This window comes from Methylobacter sp. (assembly GCF_023227905.1).
Taxonomy (GTDB): Bacteria; Pseudomonadota; Gammaproteobacteria; order Methylococcales; family Methylomonadaceae; genus Methylobacter_A.
The window spans coordinates 1-17,556 of sequence record NZ_JALOCF010000021.1 but is presented as its reverse complement, the minus strand read 5'-3'; the positions used below and the strand labels follow the sequence as shown (position 1 = coordinate 17,556).

Sequence of the window (17,556 nt, the reverse complement as noted above, 5' to 3'; positions counted from 1 at the left end):
GGCCGTGGGAACGATGATTAATCAATAACGGTAATGATCGGCTTTAAACGGTCCTTCTACCGGAACATTGATATATTTGGCTTGCGCTTCAGTTAACACGGTCAAATTCACGCCCAGCTGTTTAAGATGCGATCTGGCGACTTTTTCGTCCAGTTTCTTAGGCAGGATGTAAACCTTGTTCTCATACTGCGCAGAGTTTTTCCAAAGTTCAATTTGTGCCAGAACCTGGTTGCAGAATGAGTTAGACATCACAAAGCTTGGATGCCCGGTGGCGCAGCCCAGGTTAACCAAACGGCCTTCTGCCAGAATAATCAGGCGTTTTCCGTCAGGGAAAATGACATGATCGACTTGAGGCTTGATGTTTTCCCATTTGTATTGACGCAATGAGGAAATTTCAATTTCAGCATCGAAATGGCCGATATTGCAAACAATCGCCTGGTCTCTCATCGCCAGCATGTGCTGATGAGTGATGATATTGAAGTTGCCGGTTGCGGTAACGAAAATATTGGCGAGCGGGGCGGCGTCTTCCATTGTGACTACGCGATAACCTTCCATCGCAGCCTGCAATGCGCAAATCGGGTCGATTTCGGTGATCCATACGGTTGCGCCAAGGCCGCGCAACGATTGAGCGCAACCTTTGCCGACATCACCGTAACCGCAAACGACAGCGATTTTACCGGCGATCATCACATCGGTAGCGCGCTTGATGCCGTCAACCAGTGATTCTCGGCAACCGTACAGATTGTCGAATTTTGATTTAGTGACCGAGTCGTTAACATTGAAAGCAGGGACTTTTAAAGTGCCTTTAGCGACCATTTCATACAGACGCAATACGCCGGTAGTGGTTTCTTCGGACAAGCCTTTAATATCGGCCATTAATTCAGGGTATTTTTCATGCATCATGACGGTTAAGTCGCCGCCATCATCCAGAATCATGTTCGGGCGCCAGCCGTCAAGACCGTCGATTGTTTGCGCGATACACCATTCGGCTTCTACTTCGGTTTCGCCTTTCCAGGCAAAAACCGGAATGCCCGCAGCGGCCATTGCCGCAGCGGCATGATCTTGGGTAGAGAAAATGTTGCAAGAAGACCAGCGAACTTCTGCGCCTAATGCAGTCAGGGTTTCAATCAATACCGCTGTTTGAATGGTCATATGCAAACAGCCGGCAATACGTGCGCCTTTTAAAGGTTGTTCTGCGCCGAATTCTTCACGCAGGGCCATTAAGCCCGGCATTTCAGTTTCGGCGATATTGATTTCCTTGCGGCCCCATTCTGCCAATGAAATATCGGCGACTTTATAATCTGGTTTATTCATTACTGTTCCTTTGTTTTTATTTAAGGCCAGCCGCATCTTTCAATGCGTCAACTTTGTCGGTTTTTTCCCAGCTAAAGGACTCTTCGGTACGACCGAAGTGGCCATATGCTGCTGTCGGTTGGTAGATAGGCTTTAACAAGTCCAGCATCGCAATCAAGCCTTTGGGCCTTAAATCAAAAATATCCCTGATAATTTGTACCATCCTGTCTTCGCTGATTTTACCGGTGCCAAAAGTTTCAACAGTGATAGATGTAGGTTCCGCAACCCCGATCGCATAAGAAACCTGAATTTCACAGCGCTCGGCCAATCCGGCCGCAACAATGTTTTTAGCTACATAGCGCGCCATATAGGCAGCAGAACGGTCAACTTTTGAAGGATCTTTGCCTGAAAACGCGCCGCCGCCGTGTCTTGCCATGCCGCCGTAAGAATCGACGATAATTTTACGCCCTGTTAAGCCGCAGTCGCCGACAGGGCCGCCGATAACGAATTGACCGGTTGGGTTAATGAAATATTTGGTATCTTTATGAAGCCATTCTTTAGGCAGAACCGGCAGGATAATTTCGTCCATTACCGCTTCATGCAATGCTTTGGTAGCAATTTCAGGCGAGTGCTGTGTAGACAAAACCACCGCATCGATAGCTACGGGCTTGTTATCTTCGTAGCGGAAAGTAATCTGGCTTTTGGCATCAGGACGCAGCCAAGGCAAGGTTTTATTTTTACGTACTTCGGACTGACGTTTGACCAGCAGATGGGAATAAGTGATTGGAGCCGGCATCAGTACATCGGTTTCATTGCTGGCGTAACCAAACATCAAGCCTTGGTCGCCGGCGCCTTGTTCGTGATTTTCGGCTTCATCGACGCCCATCGCAATATCGGCCGATTGTTTACCGATAGCATTTAAAACCGCGCAACTTTGACCGTCGAATCCAATGTCGCCATGATCATAACCGATGTCGCAAACAACTTTTCGGACCAACGCTTCAAGATCAACCCAGGCATCAGTAGTGACTTCGCCGGCCAGAATGACCATGCCGGTTTTTACCAGTGTCTCGCAAGCGACGCGCGAACGAGGATCTTGTGCCAATAAGGCATCAAGTACTGCATCTGAAATTTGATCAGCAACCTTGTCAGGATGACCTTCTGAAACCGATTCTGATGTGAAAGTATAATTATTGCTCACGATACCACCTTGTTAAAATGTAAAACCCAGATATACAAAAGGCTGCCGAGGCAGCCTTCTTGCGTATGGTGGGCCCTGTAGGACTTGAACCTACGACCTGCCGATTATGAGTCGGACGCTCTAACCAACTGAGCTAAGGGCCCTTATATATTATTTACTCGCCATCCAGAAAGCACCTTAATTGCTCTGATCTTGAAGGATGTCTAAGTTTTCTCAATGCTTTGGCTTCAATTTGACGAATCCGCTCACGCGTCACATCGAATTGTTTGCCCACTTCTTCCAGTGTATGGTCGGTATTCATGTTAATACCAAAGCGCATGCGCAGGACTTTTGCTTCTCTTGCGGTTAATCCAGCTAACACATTTTGTGTCGATTCACGCAAACCGGCGATTGTTGCAGCCTCAACCGGGGACAATACTTTAGCATCTTCTATGAAATCTCCCAAATGAGAATCTTCATCGTCACCGATAGGCGTTTCCATTGAGATAGGTTCTTTGGCAATTTTCAATACCTTACGGACCTTGTCTTCCGGCATTTCCATGCGTTCCGCCAATTCTTCCGGTGTCGCTTCCCGTCCTAATTCCTGAAGAATCTGTCTGGAAATCCGGTTTAATTTATTGATCGTTTCGATCATATGCACCGGGATACGAATGGTTCTAGCCTGGTCTGCGATTGACCGGGTGATAGCCTGTCTAATCCACCACGTGGCATAGGTCGAAAACTTGTAACCGCGGCGATATTCGAATTTATCGACTGCTTTCATTAGGCCGATATTGCCTTCTTGAATTAAGTCCAGGAATTGCAGTCCACGATTAGTATATTTTTTAGCTATTGAAATAACCAGCCTTAAATTGGCCTCGATCATTTCTTTTTTCGCCCGCCTTGCCTTAGCTTCGCCGATAGACATGCGCCGGTTAATATCTTTTAAGCCGCTAATGGTTAGGCCGTAGTCGGCCTCAATATCAGCCAATACTTTTTGGGCTTTTCTTATTTCTTTCTCGCGTTCTTTTAGTGATGCTGCATACTTGCTGGCTGAGTTCAAATATTGGTCAAGCCATTCTGAACTGGTCTCGTGCTCAGGAAAGGAGGCAATAAACTCTTTGCGCGGCATTTTTGCATGATTAACGCAAATATCCATAATGAGTTTTTCCTGCTCCCGCACAGCGGTAACACCATTAGGAATAATAGCCGTCAATTTCTTTAAGTATTGCGGAGTCCATTTAAACTCCATGAACAAGTCGGCTAATGCCTCAAATTCTTTTTCGGTTTTATCGCTTGAGTAGCCATGCTTTTTAATTGCTGCGGCGGCTGTTTTTAATTGCTTTCTGAGAGCCTCAACTTTCTCTTTGACTTCTTCGTAATTCAGTCCTTTTGGCTCTTCTTCGGCTGGAGTCTCTTCGACATCCTCGCTCACGGGCAGGACGTTAACAAAATCCTCGGGTTCCGTTAAATCTACAAAGCCGGAAACCAAATCGGTAAGACGAATACCGCCTTCTTCGCCGGAAATATTGTCGAATGATTGTAAAAAATCTTCAACAACGATGCAGGAGCGAGCGATGGCTTTGACCAGCTGCTGTTGGCCTTCTTCAATGCGCTTGGCAATTTTTAATTCATCTGCTCGAGTCAGCAATTCCACTGAACCCATTTCCCGCATGTACATGCGTACTGGATCGGTGGTTCTGCCAAATTCGCTATCAACAGAAGCTAAAGCCGCAACTTCTTCGGCGTCTTCATCGTCTGTAGTAACAGCCGCTGAGTCGGTGATAAGGGAGTCTTCATCAGGCGCAACTTCGTAAACCTGAATCCCCATATCATTGATCATGCCAATAATATCTTCAATTTGCTCAGGATCAACAATATCACTCGGCAAGTGATCATTAACCTCGGCATAGGTCAGGTAACCCTGGACTTTGCCTTTGGCTATCAATTGTTTAAGTTGGGACTGCTGTTGTTCTTGGTTCATCATTTACTCACGGAAGACTCTGCTTCGGCCTAACTTCGCCGAACCAATGATTATACTACGAATTCCTATTATTTGGCACCAAAATTTTGGGCTGTTAGCATTTTTCGTAACAGCTCTTTCTCCTGTGCATCCAGTCCTTCTGTCTTGCCTTTATTCAATAATCTAGTTAAAACGGTTTCCCTGGCTTGAGTTAATAACCTGTCCAGGGAGTCGCAAAATACAGTTTCTATCTGGTCATCCGAAACTTGCACATCTAGTAAAGCTAATGCCTTTATAAATTTTTCTTCGGCGGTGTCTCGGTAGCATTCCATTAAAACCGCTGTATTTGACGGATTCTTGTCTGCAATGACTTGCAGGATATTTTTAAAAAGGGCTGCACCTGAAAAGTCCAGTCCGTTCCAGTCAATTTCCCGCTGCTCAATCAGCTCGGCCAGGCGGGGGTTCTGGACCAGCAAGGCAATAGCGGCTCGCGCCGACGATAATCTGCCACTATCCTGAGGTCGATTCCTGGCTGTATTCCTATATCGCTTTGGGTCTTGCTTGGAGACAAGTGTAGCTGTACTCTCCAAAACATCCAGATTGGCCCATCCAGATAATTCTTTTAATCGTGCAAACATCATCTCTTTAAAAATACTCTCCGGTAATTTATCTAGATACGGTTTGGCTTTAGTTACTAATTGTGCTCGTCCTTCCATTTCGGATAGATTCAGCTCTTTCGAAAAATGCCCGAAAAAATACTCCGACAAGGTTTCGGCGGTCTGTACGCGGCCAATAAATCCATCAACGCCTTCCTCACGCACCAGCGAATCTGGGTCATGATTTTGCGGTAGCAGCATGATGCGAATTTGTCGTCCGTCCTTTAAGCTGGAAAAAGCCGGCTCCATGGCTCTCCATGCTGCTTCGCGCCCCGCCTTGTCGCCATCAAAACAAAACACCAATTCCGAAGAAAACCGGAATAATAAATCAAGATGTGTTTGCGATGCTGCGGTTCCTAATGCGGCAACTGCGTAATGAATGCCAAACTGAGCCAAAGTAATAACATCCATATAGCCCTCTACAATCAAGATCCTTTGAGGTTTGGCATTCTTTTGCAGAAGCTCATGTAAGCCGTAAACTTCTTTGCCTTTATGAAATAGGGGCGTTTCTGGAGAATTCAAGTATTTGGGTAAAGAATTGTCGAGTACTCGTCCGCCAAAGCCTATAATTCGTGCTCGTTTATCCCTGATAGGGAACATGATTCGGCCGCGAAATCGGTCATAGGGCTGACCGTTCTCTTTGCTGACCAGTAATCCGGCTTCGAGCAATAATTTCTGGTCGAAGCGGGTCGCCAAGGCTTTCCATTCGTCAGGCGCGTAGCCCAGCATGAAATCGCTGGCGCAATCGCCACTGACACCTCGATTTTTTAAATACTTAGCTGCTTTTTTCCCTTCGTTGCCGGTCCTTAGTTGCTCGGTATAAAAGGCGGCTACCTGTTCCATTAGCGCATATAGACTGATTAGGTCTTCTTTCTGCTGCCTTGGTTGATGTTCGATAGATTCTCTGGGTACTGCGATCCCGGCAAATCCTGCCAGGTCTTCAACGGCTTCAACAAAATCGAGATGGCTGAAGTTCATTAGAAAGCTGATGGCGTTACCGCTGGCTCCGCAGCCAAAACAGTGAAAAAATTGTTTTTTTCGGTTTACGGAAAAGCTGGGAGTTTTTTCGGTGTGAAAAGGGCAGCGGGCTACAAAGTTAGCGCCCGTTTTTTTTAGAGGAACGTGCGAATCGATTAAGTCGACAATATCAACCCGCACCAAAAGCTCATCAATAAACTCACGAGGAATTCTACCGGACACAGCTACGCTCCGACAACTGCGTGGATGTAAGGCAGCGAGGGAAGCGGTTGCCGACAAAAACCGGTAAAAACAATCTACCCAGCTAGAGCTGCCTTGATCTTGTTGCTCACAACGGACATGTCGGCGCGCCCTTGCATTTTTGCCTTAAGCAAAGCCATGACTTTGCCCATATCCTTGATGGATTCAGCGCCGGATTCAGTGACAGCATCTTTGACCATTAAGTCGATTTCGATTTCAGTCAAAGCCTGAGGCAAGAAATCCTGGATCACCGGAATTTCGGCCTCTTCAATGTCTACCAAGTCTTGTCGACCGGCTTCGGCAAATTGACGTATAGATTCGCGGCGTTGTTTGAGCATCTTATCGAGTACCTGGATAACGCGTTCGTTATCCAAAGTGATGCGCTCGTCGACCTCGACCTGCTTAATGGCGGCCAAAATCAAGCGAATTACGCCTAATCGTGCTTTGTCGCCGCCTTTCATGGCGGCTTTCATATCTTCCTTGATACGATCTGTTAACAAATCCATCGTATTGACCTTGGTTTTACAGTGCAGGACGGCCGCGACGTAAGTTTTTCAATGCATAACGCTCGCGCGCTAATTTTTTCAAGTGACGCTTAACAGCAGCAGCGCCTTTGCGTTTGCGCTCTGCGGTTGGTTTTTCGTAAAACTCGCGGCGACGTACTTCAGCTAATACACCCGCTTTTTCACAAGCGCGTTTAAAACGGCGAATTGCAATATCAAATGGTTCGTTTTCTTTGATTTTTACTGACGGCATTATAATGACCCGAATATGTTAATATTTAAAAAGTTAGGATTTTTTAATCCACTGCACAAACAGAACCCTTAATTATACCTTTACTTTTAAAAATTTCAAAAATCAATGTACGTTTTAGGCATAGAGACCTCATGCGATGAAACCGGTGTCGCAATTTATCACTCCAAAAAAGGCTTATGCAGCCATCTTTTATACAGCCAGGTTGATATGCACAGCGAATACGGCGGTGTTGTTCCGGAGCTTGCCTCGCGCGATCACATTCGAAAATTAGTACCGCTGATCAAGCAATGCTTAAAAGAAAGTCAATTGACCAGTAACGATATTGGCGGCATTGCCTATACAGCAGGGCCCGGGTTGATGGGGGCATTGCTGGTCGGTGCGGCAACAGCCAGAAGTCTGGCTTGGGCATGGCAAGTCCCGGCACTTGCCGTTCATCATATGGAAGGGCATTTGCTGGCGCCTATGTTGGAAGAAAATCCGCCGGAATTTCCTTTTGTCGCATTGCTGATCTCCGGAGGGCATACCCTGCTTGTGCAGGTTGAAGGTATCGGTCGCTACCAACTGTTAGGGGAGTCTCTGGATGATGCCGCAGGTGAGGCTTTTGATAAGACCGCGAAAATGCTGGGTTTGGGTTACCCCGGCGGCCCAAGATTGTCCGCGCTAGCTGAACAAGGTAAACCGCAGATTAAATTTCCTCGTCCGATGACCGACCGCCCTGGGTTGGACTTTAGCTTTAGCGGCTTAAAAACATTCACGCTGAATATCATTAACGCTTCTGAAAAAACTGATCAGGATAAAGCTGATGTTGCCGCCGCGTTTCAACAGGCGGTTGCCGAAACACTTAGCATTAAATGCAGGCGAGCCTTGCAACAAACCGGCCTGAAAAGACTGGTTGTTGCCGGAGGCGTCAGCGCCAACAAGCAAATCAGAGCCTGCTTGACGGAGATGGTGGTCAAGGAAAACGCCCAGCTCTATTTTCCGAGACTTCAGTTCTGTACCGATAACGGCGCGATGATCGCCTATGCCGGTTGCCAGCGTTTAATGGCAGGGCAGCAACAAGGGCTGGAGATTTATGCTCGCCCGCGCTGGCCGATTAGTGAGTTATCGGGCAGCTGATCCGCCTTCCTGCCCGGCCAGTAGCCGCTGAATATTGCCTTTATGCCGCCATAGCAAGAAGACTGTCATGACCGTGGAAGCTGCAACAATAGTCTCATCGCCAACTATGAACCAGGCAAAGATCGGCGACAGGGTCGAGGCGACTAATGCGGACAGAGACGAAATTTTGCCCAATTTGTAAATCAGATACCACGTTGCCATGAACGCAAGACCCAGCGCCCAGAAAAAGCCGAGCAAAACGCCAACCGATGTCGCAACACCCTTGCCGCCTTTAAAGCCAAAAAACACCGGATAGAGATGGCCTATAAAGGCTGCCAATCCGGTAGCGGCAATCAGCTCGTTCTGTATTCCCATTGCATTCGCGGCATAAACCGGGATTAAACCTTTTAGCGAATCGCCCAGCAGCGTAATTGCGGCCGCTTTTTTTCCCCCGATACGCATTACATTAGTCGCGCCGGGATTGCCCGAACCCTGTTCGCGGGGATCCGGCAAGCCCATCAGGCGACAAATAATAATTGCGCTGGAAATTGAGCCTATCAGGTAGGCAGCCGGAACAAACAACCATTCAATCATTGCATAACCTTTTAACATTCAGAACTTGTAAGCGCAGTGCGTTTCCCTGATACTTACCGCTTTTTAAAAAACACGCATCATAACCGGAAATCACAATGGATATCATATTTTTAGGCGGGCTGGAAATCGAAACGATCATCGGCATTTATGACTGGGAAAGAGTGGCCAAACAAACCGTCATTCTTGATATTGAGATGGCTTTTGATATTCAAAAAGCTGCTGAAACCGATGATATTCAATATGCGCTTGATTACAAAACGGTTTCTCAGCGCATTGTTTCTTTTGTTGAAGCCAGCCAGTTTCTTCTGGTGGAAAAATTAATCTCGGAAATTGCCGATATTATACGCAGCGAGTTTAATGTGCCTTGGGTCAGAATCACTCTGAATAAAAAAGGCGCGATCAGTGCCGCTAAGGATGTCGGCATTATCATTGAGCGGGGAGAGAAAAAATCGTGACCCGGGGCTACATCAGCATAGGCAGCAACATAAACAAGGATGAACATATTCCTGCCAGCCTCAGGGCGCTCGAGCAAGCCTTTGGCGAGCTGACGATTTCAAGTATTTACGAATCCGAGCCTGTGGGCTTTACAGGCGATGTTTTCTACAATCTTGTGGTCGGGTTCGATTCCGATTTGGAGGTGAAAGCAGTTGCCAAACAGCTTAGGCAAATTGAGCTTGATAATGGCCGAACTCCCGACAGCCGAAAATTTGCTGCACGCACCCTCGATCTGGATCTAATCTTATATGGCGACCTGATCGTCAACGATGGACGCCTGCGGATACCTCGGGACGAGATTGAGCACTACGCTTTTGTGCTTGAGCCTTTAGCGGAAATTGCCCCGACCCTAAAGCATCCGATCAGCCATTTGAGCTATGCCGAGCTTTGGGACAGGTTCGATAAGACCGGCCTCAGGCAAAAGCGCGTCATACCGTCCTGGACGTTAAGAAAATAAAGTACGTCCGCCATCGACTGTCAGTATTTGGCCGGTGATATAGTCGGCATCCTTAACCAGAAAAAGCACCGCCTTGGCGATATCCATCGGCTCGCCGCTACGCTTTAGCATTACCCGTTGAAGTATCTCCAGTTTGGCCGATTCGGACAAGTCGTTATCGGGCCAGAGTATGGCTCCCGGAGCTACGCCGTTGACCCTGACGGCAGGCCCCAATTCCTTGGCTAAAACCCGGGTCATGGCGGCCAGCCCCGCTTTTGAAATACTGTACACGGGATAACCGTTCAGCCCGCGTTCGGCGTGGATGTCGACAATATTGACGATGCAGCCCTTATTGTCGGCTAAGGTCTTCGCCAAGGCTTTAGACAGAAAAAACGGCGCTTTTAAATTACTGCCCAATAACTCGTCCCATTGCCGCTCGGTTACATCGGATATGGCCGTTGGGTAAAAGGACGAGGCATTATTCACCAGCACATCTATACCGCCCCAGACCCTGCCGGCGTCACGGGCAACCGCCTCCAGCTCGGCCATATCCAGCAAATCCGCTTGAATAAGTTTCGCCGAATCGGGGCGCTGTCGATTCAGCTCATCGCAAAGCTGCTGCGCCTCGGCTCTTGAAGACCGGTAATGCAAAAAAACATTGCAGCCTTCACTATGCAGCAAGCGGGCGCAAGCCGCCCCTATCCGCTTGGCGGCGCCGGTAATCAACACATTTTTGGCAAGATCGTTCATTGGGGTTTTATAACGGCGTTATAGTGATTTCCGATTAAAAACGGGTAAATCTTGTTAACAAACAAAAAAGATTATCACCATCAAGGCACGAAGAACGCGAAGGGATAAAAACTTCGTGTTCTTCGTGCCTTCGTGGTGAACAAAAGACTTTAAGGTTACGCTTGCTGAGCCAGGCTTTTGCTCGCCACTTCGTAAACATCTTTGGAAATCGCTTCTGTCGATATAATCCGTTCCAGCTGCGCTTTCATCAGCGCCTGTCTGCTTTCGTCATATCTACGCCACGTCGTCAATGCGCCGACCATGCGCGATGCAACCTGCGGATTCAACGTGTTCAGTGCGATAATTTGGTCGGCGAGAAATTGATAGCCTTGGCCATTGGCGGCATGAAAATGCCGCGGATTAGACTGGCTGAATGCGCCAATCAATGACCTGACGCGGTTTGGATTTTTCAAATCAAATGCCGGATGCCGCATTAACGCCTGCACTGTCGCAAAGGTATCCGGCATGCTGCTGGAGGCTTGCAGCGCAAACCATTTATCGATAACCAGCGCTTCCGCTTTCCATTGATAGTAAAAGCTGTCCAGGCACTGCTGTTTGGCGGGATGTGGGTTATCGACAATGACCGTTAACGCCGCTATCTGGTCGGTCATGTTTTTAGCGGCATTAAATTGCTGCTGAGACAATTGATGAATGTTGTGGTTTTCCAGTTTGCTTAAATAACTTAAACAGGTGTTTTTAATCCGTCTGCGGCCGATGGCGCCGGCGTCGAATTTTCCGGATTCATCCCGATGATTATTCTTGTATAAAGCCTGGAACTGCGGTTGTAGCTGTTCGGCCAAGGTCAGCATGACAAATTCGCGCGCGGCATGGATGGCTTCCACATCCACAACCTGCATTTGTTCGGCCAGATAGGTTTCCGAAGGCAGGCTTAACAGCAGGGAAAAATACGACAAGTCGTCCCAGGGTTGCTCCAGCACTTGCTTAATGGCGGCGACCATAATGGGGTTGACGTGCATCTCCCGGCCGTTTTGCAGGTCGGCGCTTAATCCGGTAATTATCTGCCCGGCCAGTTGTTGTCCCGCTTCCCAGCGATTAAAGGTGTCGCTGTCGTGGCTCAACAAGAACGCGAGCTCATCCAGGCTACGTTCCATGACCAGTTTGACCGGCGCTGAAAAACCTCTCAGGATAGAAACGACCGGTTGCTCGGCCAAGCCTTCAAAGGTAAAGGCCTGTTCCGTCTGGGTCAGTTGCAAAATGACTTCATCGCAGGCTTGGTCGCTGCTATGCAGCTTGCAAGGCGCGACGGAGCCGTCTTTGTTAAGCAAGCCCATCGTCACCGGAATATGCAATGGCTCTTTAACGGCCTGTCCCGGAGTCGGCGGGCAGTTTTGGTTGATGGTCAAGGTCAGGGTTTGTGCGGATGGATCATAGTGCTGTAGAGCCGTTAATACCGGCGTTCCGGCCTGGGTGTACCAGCGGCGGAATTGGCTCAGGTCAATGCCGTTGGCATCCTCCATGGCGCTGACGAAATCATCGCAGGTAACCGCTTGTCCGTCATGACGCTCAAAATATAAATCGCTGCCTTTACGAAAGCCTTCAGCGCCGAGCAGGGTGCGGATCATGCGCACCACTTCCGCGCCTTTTTCGTATACGGTCAAGGTGTAAAAATTGTTGATCTCTATATAGGAATCAGGGCGTATCGGATGCGCCAAGGGCCCGGCATCCTCAGCAAACTGGCGGGTGCGCAGCATGTTGACATCTTCGATGCGTTTAACGGCTTTGGAAGTGCGGTCGCCGGTAAATTCCTGGTCGCGAAATACTGTAAAGCCTTCTTTCAGGCTGAGCTGGAACCAGTCCCGGCAGGTGATGCGGTTGCCGGTCCAGTTATGGAAATATTCATGGCCGATGACGCCTTCGATATGTTCGTAATCCGAGTCGGTCGCGGTATCGGGCCGCGCCAGCACAAATTTGGTATTGAAGACATTCAGTCCCTTGTTTTCCATTGCGCCCATGTTGAAATGGCCCACTGCGACGATCATGTACAAATCCAGATCGTACTCGCGGCCATACGCTTGTTCATCCCAGCGCATCGCGTTTTTTAAGGACTGCATGGCATGATCGCATTTATCCAGATCGTGTTTTTCGACAAAGATTTGCAGGTCGATGTCGCGGCCGGATTGCGTGGTAAAACGGTCAGCGATGCATTCGAGTTGCCCTGCCACCAGCGCAAACAAATAGCATGGTTTGTTAAACGGGTCTTCCCAGGTTACCCAGTGACGGTTATCCGGCAGTTCGCCTTGAGCGACCTTATTGCCGTTGGATAATAAAACCGGATAACGATCTTTATCGCCGACCAGCGTGGTGGTGAATAGGGTCATCACATCGGGTCGATCCAGAAAGTAAGTGATTTTCCTGAAACCTTCCGCCTCGCATTGGGTGCAGAGCATGCCGTTGGATAAATACAGCCCTTCCAGGGCGGTATTGGCTTTCGGGTTAATGGTATTTTCGATGGTCAGCGCAAAACGCTGCTGCTGCGGAACATTATGAATGATCAGCGCATCCTGGGTTTGCAGGTATTGATCCTGGCTTAAGTCGTTGCCGTCATCCAGATTAACCCGGATAAGTTTCAGGGTCTCGCCCGATAAAATCAGCGATGTGTTGCTTGACCGACTGGCCGGGTTGCGGCTCAGGATGAGTCTTGAGCTGACCAGCGTGTCTTCATCATCCAGAGCGAAATTTAAAGCAACGCTGTGAACCAGGTATTCAGGTACGGTGTAATCTTTTAGGTAGATGGTTTGTGGGTTGGCGTCGCGCATTATTTATACCTGCTGTTGTGACCGGAAAATCTGATGATTGGGGCGGCGGATAGTGTGATTAATAGCCAAGCCGCTAAAAAACAAACACCGCCGAAAGGAGTGATCATGCCTAGCCAAGTATGGTTAAGCAATGACAGAGCATACAGGCTGCCGGAGAACAGCAAGATGCCCGCGAACATTAACCAGCCTGCCCAGCACAATAATTTGGAGCCGGGCGCTTGCTGGCGGATCAGGGCGACGCCGATCAATCCCAACGCATGCCACATTTGATAAGTCACGCCGGTCTGGTAGACGGTTAGCATCTCCGGGCTGATAACTGTTTTTAAACCATGAGCGCCGAATGCGCCCATGCCGACGCCGATCAGTGCGCTTAACGCGCCGAGCAATAAAAAAGTCGATTTCATCATTTTTCCAGTAGTCTGGGCATGAGCTGCACTAAATTACAGGGGCGGGTGCGGTGATCCAGTTGTTCCTTAATCAAGGCGTCCCAAGCGGTGCGGCAGGCTCCCGATGAGCCGGGCAGGCAAAAAATATAAGTCGCATTGGCAACCCCGGCAATCGCCCTGGACTGAATGGTCGAGGTTTTAATATCCTGATAGGAAAGCATTCTGAAGACCTCGCCGAAACCGTCCAGCATTTTGTCCAGCAACGGGGCAACCGCCTCAGGCGTGCCGTCCCTGCCGGTTACGCCGGTGCCGCCGGTGCTGATTACGGCATTAACGTTATCTGCGGCAATCCAGTTTGAAACAGCCGCCCTGATTTGATAAATGTCATCGGGCACTATTTTCTTTTCGATAACTTGATGCCCGGCATCGGTTACACGTTCCGCCAGCGTTTTGCCGGATACATCGTCGGCATCGGTGCGGCTGTCGGAAACGACCAGTATCGCAATGTTTAAGGGGATGAAATTTCTATCTGTAGGCATGTTTTTTTAGAGGCAAAGGGCAAAGGGCTAAAGGCGAAGGTGCAATATTTGAAAGTTGTACCTTTCGCCTTTAGCCCTTCGTCTTTCATCTGATTACTTTAACACAACAAAGAAGCCTTCCTGTCCTCGTTGGATGTTCATCAATAATGGGCCATTCGGATTAGCCACCTGTTTCAATTCTTCAATATTGCGAACGCGATAGCGATTTGCCGACACGATAACATCGCCGGGACGCAGGCCCGCACGCCATGCATCGGACGCTGTGTCGATTTTTTCAATTAAAACGCCTTCAATCTGGTTTCTTTGCGAGTTGCTTAGCAGTGCGCCCTTTAGCGAGCGGTGCAGTTGGCTTCCTGCCAGTCGAGGCAACTCCTGTTTGCCGACTGATGCGGTAACCTGTCTTTTCTCGTTGCCGCGGAAATATTCCAGCTCAACTTTATCGCCGATTTGCAGCATGCCGATGATGTTGCGTATGTCATGGCTGTTTTTAATGGGGTGGCCGTTAGCCGAAACGATAATGTCGCCTGGCTCCAATCCGGCTTTGGCCGCGGGTGAGTTGGCTTCAACCCGGCTAATTGCGGCGCCCTGTAGGTTTTGAAGGTTAAAGGCCTTAACCAGCTCAGGCGTCAGATCCTGGGTGGTTACGCCCAGCAAGCCGCGCCGGACTTCTCCGTGCTTGACCAGCGATTCCTTGATGGTCATGATCATATTGGAGGGTATGGCAAAGCCGATGCCGACATTGCCGCCGGTCGGCGCCAGGATTGCGGTATTCATGCCGACCAGTTCGCCGCGCAGGTTAACCAGCGCACCGCCTGAATTGCCAGGATTGATTGATGCGTCGGTCTGGATAAAATCTTCGTAGCCTTCTATGCCCAGACCGGAGCGGCCCAAGGCGCTGACTATGCCGGAAGTGACGGTCTGTCCCAAGCCGAACGGATTGCCGATGGCAACCACAAAATCGCCGACTTTAAGTTGCGTGGAATCGGCAATGGGTAGCATAGTTAAGTTATCGGCAGGAATCTGGATGACTGCGACATCGGCTTCAGGGTCGGTGCCGATTAATTTTGCGGCAAGCTGGCGGCCGTCATTCAGGGTCACCGTGATGGTGTCCGCTTTGTCGATAACATGGTTGTTGGTTAGAACCAGTCCCTGTTTGCTGTCGATAATAACGCCAGAGCCCAAGCTGTTTTTTTGCTGCCGTCGCAGTTGCTGGTCGGGGATATTAAAAAATTGGCGAAAAACTGGGTCCTGCATCAGTGGGTTTTCACTGATCGTGATGTTGGTCGAGGTTGAGATATTGACTACCGCCGGCATGCTGCGTTCAAGCATGGGGGCCAGAGACGGCAATGCCTGGCCTTCTACGTAAGCCGGCAAAGCTGCTGTTGCAGGGGCAGATATACAAATGGATAAGAAAGTTATAAATAGCAGCTGCTTTACAGTTTTAGTATTCATTATGTTTTCCAGGCGTTTGTGAACATACATGGTCTACAATATATGCGTAAAAATGTTTAATACAAGGTGTGTTAAAGTAGTTTTTTTAAAGATCAACACTGTCATTTGGCTATTATCTTGCTTAAAATATTTGAATGGCTATAGACGGCAATTCTGAAGATGGGCTGGTTATTCGTAAGCTAATCCCGCTTGCAACATTGCCGGGGGCCCAGTTTAATGCGTTATGCGCTGAAATAACGGTCGAAGAGATACAAGACGGCTTTTTGTTTAAAAAAGACGATATATCCCCCGAACTTGTTTATCTGATAACTGGAGAGGTTACTCTTCAGGCGGCCGGACTGGTCGTCGAGGTTATTGCTGCAAACAGTGATTCTGCCAAGTTTGCCCTGGCGCATCAGATCCCACGAAAAATTGATGCAGTCGCGAACGGAAGGGTACGTTTTTTGCGACTGAATGCCGATATTATTAATAATTCACTCTCCCTTGCTTATAAAGAGGACAACAGTTACATGGTCATTGACGAGACTGAAGGCGATTCAAATGACTGGATGACAGCATTATTGCGGTCGCCAATTTTTCAACGTCTCCCTCCCGCTAATTTACAAAAAATCTTAATGACTTTGGAGGCTGTTCATTTCAAAACAGGCGAAACCATAATCGAACAAGGGAGCGTTGGAGATTACTATTATCTGATTAAAAACGGGCAATGCCTGTTAACGCGCAAGCCAACACCCAATGCAAAAGAAATTAAATTAGCGCAACTAACAAACGGCGACACCTTTGGGGAAGATGCATTGCTTTCCGGTGCGCCCAGGAACGTAACTATTACGGCGCTGACGGATATTGTTTTATTGCGTTTGGATAAACAACAATTTATATCCTTAATAAAAGAGCCTTCTTTGAAGTTTGTTGATTATGAAGGCGTGCAGGAAACAATAAAAAAAGGGGCGCTTTTGTTGGATGTGCGTACCCCGGATGAGTATGAAAATCATCATCTTGAAGGCAGTATGAATGCGCCTTTTTTCTCGTTAAGGATGCAACTTAAGACATTAAGCCCGGAAAAGCCTGTTGTTGTCGTTTGTCAGGATGGTAAGGTCAGTGAAGCGGCTGCATTTTTGTTGCTCAGGAATAAAATTGACGCAATGATTTTGAGAAATGGGATGGAAGGCCTTGCGGCAAGCACTCCATCCCTGGAGATAAAGCCGGATATTACGCCCGAGACGGAAAATAAAGCTTCTTCTTTCAATCATTCAAAAAGTGAGAATGTTGCTGAAAATAGTGACAGGAAACAGCCGGCAAATAATTCGGCGACTGTTGCTACCAATATATTGGAAGACCAGTTAAGAGTCCTTAAGCTTGAAAATGAAACCCTCAAAAATGCCAACCAGCAGCTCAATGATAAGTGCATGAAGCTGGAGTTTGACAAGCAACATGCTGAGAAGCAATGTCGAATACTGCACAAGCAGATGGAGAAGCTGACCCAAGTACTGGATAAGTTAAAAGGAGGATAAGTTCGAGCGGCCTGTGGGCCATAAAAGCGGAGTTGTAGCCCGGCAGTCAGATTGCAGATGCCGGGCTACGATATGCTGGGTTTGTGCCTATGAAGCAGATGCCGGGAGCGCCAAAAGCAGGCGCTTTAGGAACACAAACCGAAAAGAAGCTTAAGTCAAATAATTATTTGATTTTTGCTTCTTTGTAAATAACGTGTTTACGGACAACAGGATCAAATTTTTTGATCTCCATTTTTTCGGGCATAGTCCGTTTGTTTTTGGTTGTCGTATAAAAGTGCCCGGTTCCTTCAGTTGAAATCAATTTAATTTTATCGCGCATTTTTTTATCCTCTTAAGAGATGTCGCCGGCTTTACGCAAATCGGCAAGAACAGCATCGATGCCTCTCTTGTCAATGATACGCATGCCTTTGGTGGAA

At 48.3% G+C, this 17,556-nt stretch carries 17 protein-coding genes, 1 tRNA gene and 1 pseudogene; 4 read left to right on the top strand and 15 right to left on the bottom strand.

Annotation, left to right across the window (positions count from 1 at the left end; translation table 11 throughout):
• Nucleotides 1-21: 21 nt before the first annotated feature.
• From ahcY to rpsU, 7 genes are all read right to left on the bottom strand, one after another.
• Complete coding sequence (gene ahcY / locus M0R47_RS10270; protein WP_292554033.1) at nt 22-1,314, bottom strand: adenosylhomocysteinase; 1,293 nt, start codon at nt 1,312-1,314, stop codon at nt 22-24.
• Nucleotides 1,315-1,330: 16 nt separating this feature from the next.
• On the bottom strand, nt 1,331-2,494 hold the full coding sequence (gene metK, locus M0R47_RS10265) for a methionine adenosyltransferase (RefSeq protein WP_292554030.1): 1,164 nt from the start codon (nt 2,492-2,494) through the stop codon (nt 1,331-1,333).
• A 66-nt stretch (nt 2,495-2,560) separates the two neighbouring features.
• Nucleotides 2,561-2,637, bottom strand: a tRNA-Ile gene (locus M0R47_RS10260).
• An 11-nt stretch (nt 2,638-2,648) separates the two neighbouring features.
• On the bottom strand, nt 2,649-4,457 hold the full coding sequence (gene rpoD, locus M0R47_RS10255; RefSeq protein ID WP_292554156.1) for an RNA polymerase sigma factor RpoD: 1,809 nt from the start codon (nt 4,455-4,457) through the stop codon (nt 2,649-2,651).
• A 68-nt stretch (nt 4,458-4,525) separates the two neighbouring features.
• Nucleotides 4,526-6,292 (bottom strand): DNA primase, encoded by a 1,767-nt coding sequence (gene dnaG / locus M0R47_RS10250; RefSeq protein ID WP_292554027.1) that lies wholly within the window; start codon nt 6,290-6,292, stop codon nt 4,526-4,528.
• A gap of 74 nt (nt 6,293-6,366) precedes the next feature.
• A complete protein-coding gene (locus M0R47_RS10245; protein WP_292554025.1) occupies nt 6,367-6,816 on the bottom strand; it encodes a GatB/YqeY domain-containing protein in 450 nt (149 codons plus the stop codon).
• Nucleotides 6,817-6,832: 16 nt separating this feature from the next.
• Nucleotides 6,833-7,066, bottom strand: a complete 234-nt coding sequence (gene rpsU, locus M0R47_RS10240; protein ID WP_006890759.1) for a 30S ribosomal protein S21 — start codon at nt 7,064-7,066, stop codon at nt 6,833-6,835.
• A 105-nt stretch (nt 7,067-7,171) separates the two neighbouring features.
• Between rpsU and tsaD the strand changes: the two genes are divergently transcribed.
• Nucleotides 7,172-8,182 (top strand): tRNA (adenosine(37)-N6)-threonylcarbamoyltransferase complex transferase subunit TsaD, encoded by a 1,011-nt coding sequence (gene tsaD, locus M0R47_RS10235; RefSeq protein WP_292554022.1) that lies wholly within the window; start codon nt 7,172-7,174, stop codon nt 8,180-8,182.
• Here the strand turns inward: tsaD and plsY are convergent.
• Entirely contained in the window at nt 8,168-8,755 is a 588-nt protein-coding gene (gene plsY, locus M0R47_RS10230) for a glycerol-3-phosphate 1-O-acyltransferase PlsY (RefSeq protein WP_292554019.1), read from the bottom strand. The two genes, tsaD and plsY, sit on opposite strands and share 15 nt — an antisense overlap.
• Nucleotides 8,756-8,850: 95 nt before the next feature.
• Between plsY and folB the strand changes: the two genes are divergently transcribed.
• The gene (folB, locus tag M0R47_RS10225; protein WP_292554015.1) at nt 8,851-9,210 is read left to right on the top strand and encodes a dihydroneopterin aldolase; all 360 of its coding nucleotides are present in this window, start codon (nt 8,851-8,853) and stop codon (nt 9,208-9,210) included.
• Nucleotides 9,207-9,707, top strand: coding sequence for a 2-amino-4-hydroxy-6-hydroxymethyldihydropteridine diphosphokinase (folK, locus tag M0R47_RS10220; protein WP_292554012.1), 501 nt, complete (start codon nt 9,207-9,209; stop codon nt 9,705-9,707). The genes folB and folK overlap by 4 nt, the downstream gene beginning before the upstream one ends.
• Here folK and M0R47_RS10215 read toward each other — a convergent pair.
• The 5 genes from M0R47_RS10215 to M0R47_RS10195 all read right to left on the bottom strand — a co-directional run bounded on the left by M0R47_RS10215 (nt 9,696) and on the right by M0R47_RS10195 (nt 15,629).
• Complete coding sequence (locus M0R47_RS10215; RefSeq protein WP_292554009.1) at nt 9,696-10,436, bottom strand: pteridine reductase; 741 nt, start codon at nt 10,434-10,436, stop codon at nt 9,696-9,698. The two genes, folK and M0R47_RS10215, sit on opposite strands and share 12 nt — an antisense overlap.
• 155 nt (nt 10,437-10,591) lie before the next feature.
• Complete coding sequence (gene pepN / locus M0R47_RS10210; protein ID WP_292554006.1) at nt 10,592-13,252, bottom strand: aminopeptidase N; 2,661 nt, start codon at nt 13,250-13,252, stop codon at nt 10,592-10,594.
• Complete coding sequence (locus tag M0R47_RS10205; protein WP_292554003.1) at nt 13,252-13,656, bottom strand: DUF423 domain-containing protein; 405 nt, start codon at nt 13,654-13,656, stop codon at nt 13,252-13,254. The genes pepN and M0R47_RS10205 overlap by 1 nt, the downstream gene beginning before the upstream one ends.
• Complete coding sequence (moaB, locus tag M0R47_RS10200) at nt 13,656-14,177, bottom strand: molybdenum cofactor biosynthesis protein B (RefSeq protein WP_292554000.1); 522 nt, start codon at nt 14,175-14,177, stop codon at nt 13,656-13,658. The genes M0R47_RS10205 and moaB overlap by 1 nt, the downstream gene beginning before the upstream one ends.
• Before the next feature lie 93 nt (nt 14,178-14,270).
• Entirely contained in the window at nt 14,271-15,629 is a 1,359-nt protein-coding gene (locus M0R47_RS10195) for a DegQ family serine endoprotease (RefSeq protein ID WP_292553997.1), read from the bottom strand.
• 134 nt (nt 15,630-15,763) lie between these two features.
• Between M0R47_RS10195 and M0R47_RS10190 the strand changes: the two genes are divergently transcribed.
• Nucleotides 15,764-17,140: a cyclic nucleotide-binding domain-containing protein gene (locus M0R47_RS10190; RefSeq protein WP_292553993.1), complete on the top strand. Its 1,377-nt coding sequence runs from the start codon at nt 15,764-15,766 to the stop codon at nt 17,138-17,140.
• A 163-nt stretch (nt 17,141-17,303) separates the two neighbouring features.
• On the opposite strand, the gene rpmG is transcribed toward M0R47_RS10190, so the two are convergent.
• Together rpmG and rpmB are read right to left on the bottom strand one after the other, a co-directional pair.
• The gene (rpmG, locus tag M0R47_RS10185) at nt 17,304-17,459 is read right to left on the bottom strand and encodes a 50S ribosomal protein L33 (protein ID WP_006890747.1); all 156 of its coding nucleotides are present in this window, start codon (nt 17,457-17,459) and stop codon (nt 17,304-17,306) included.
• 12 nt (nt 17,460-17,471) lie between these two features.
• Nucleotides 17,472-17,556 (bottom strand): annotated as a pseudogene (rpmB, locus tag M0R47_RS10180) (50S ribosomal protein L28); the annotation flags it as partial.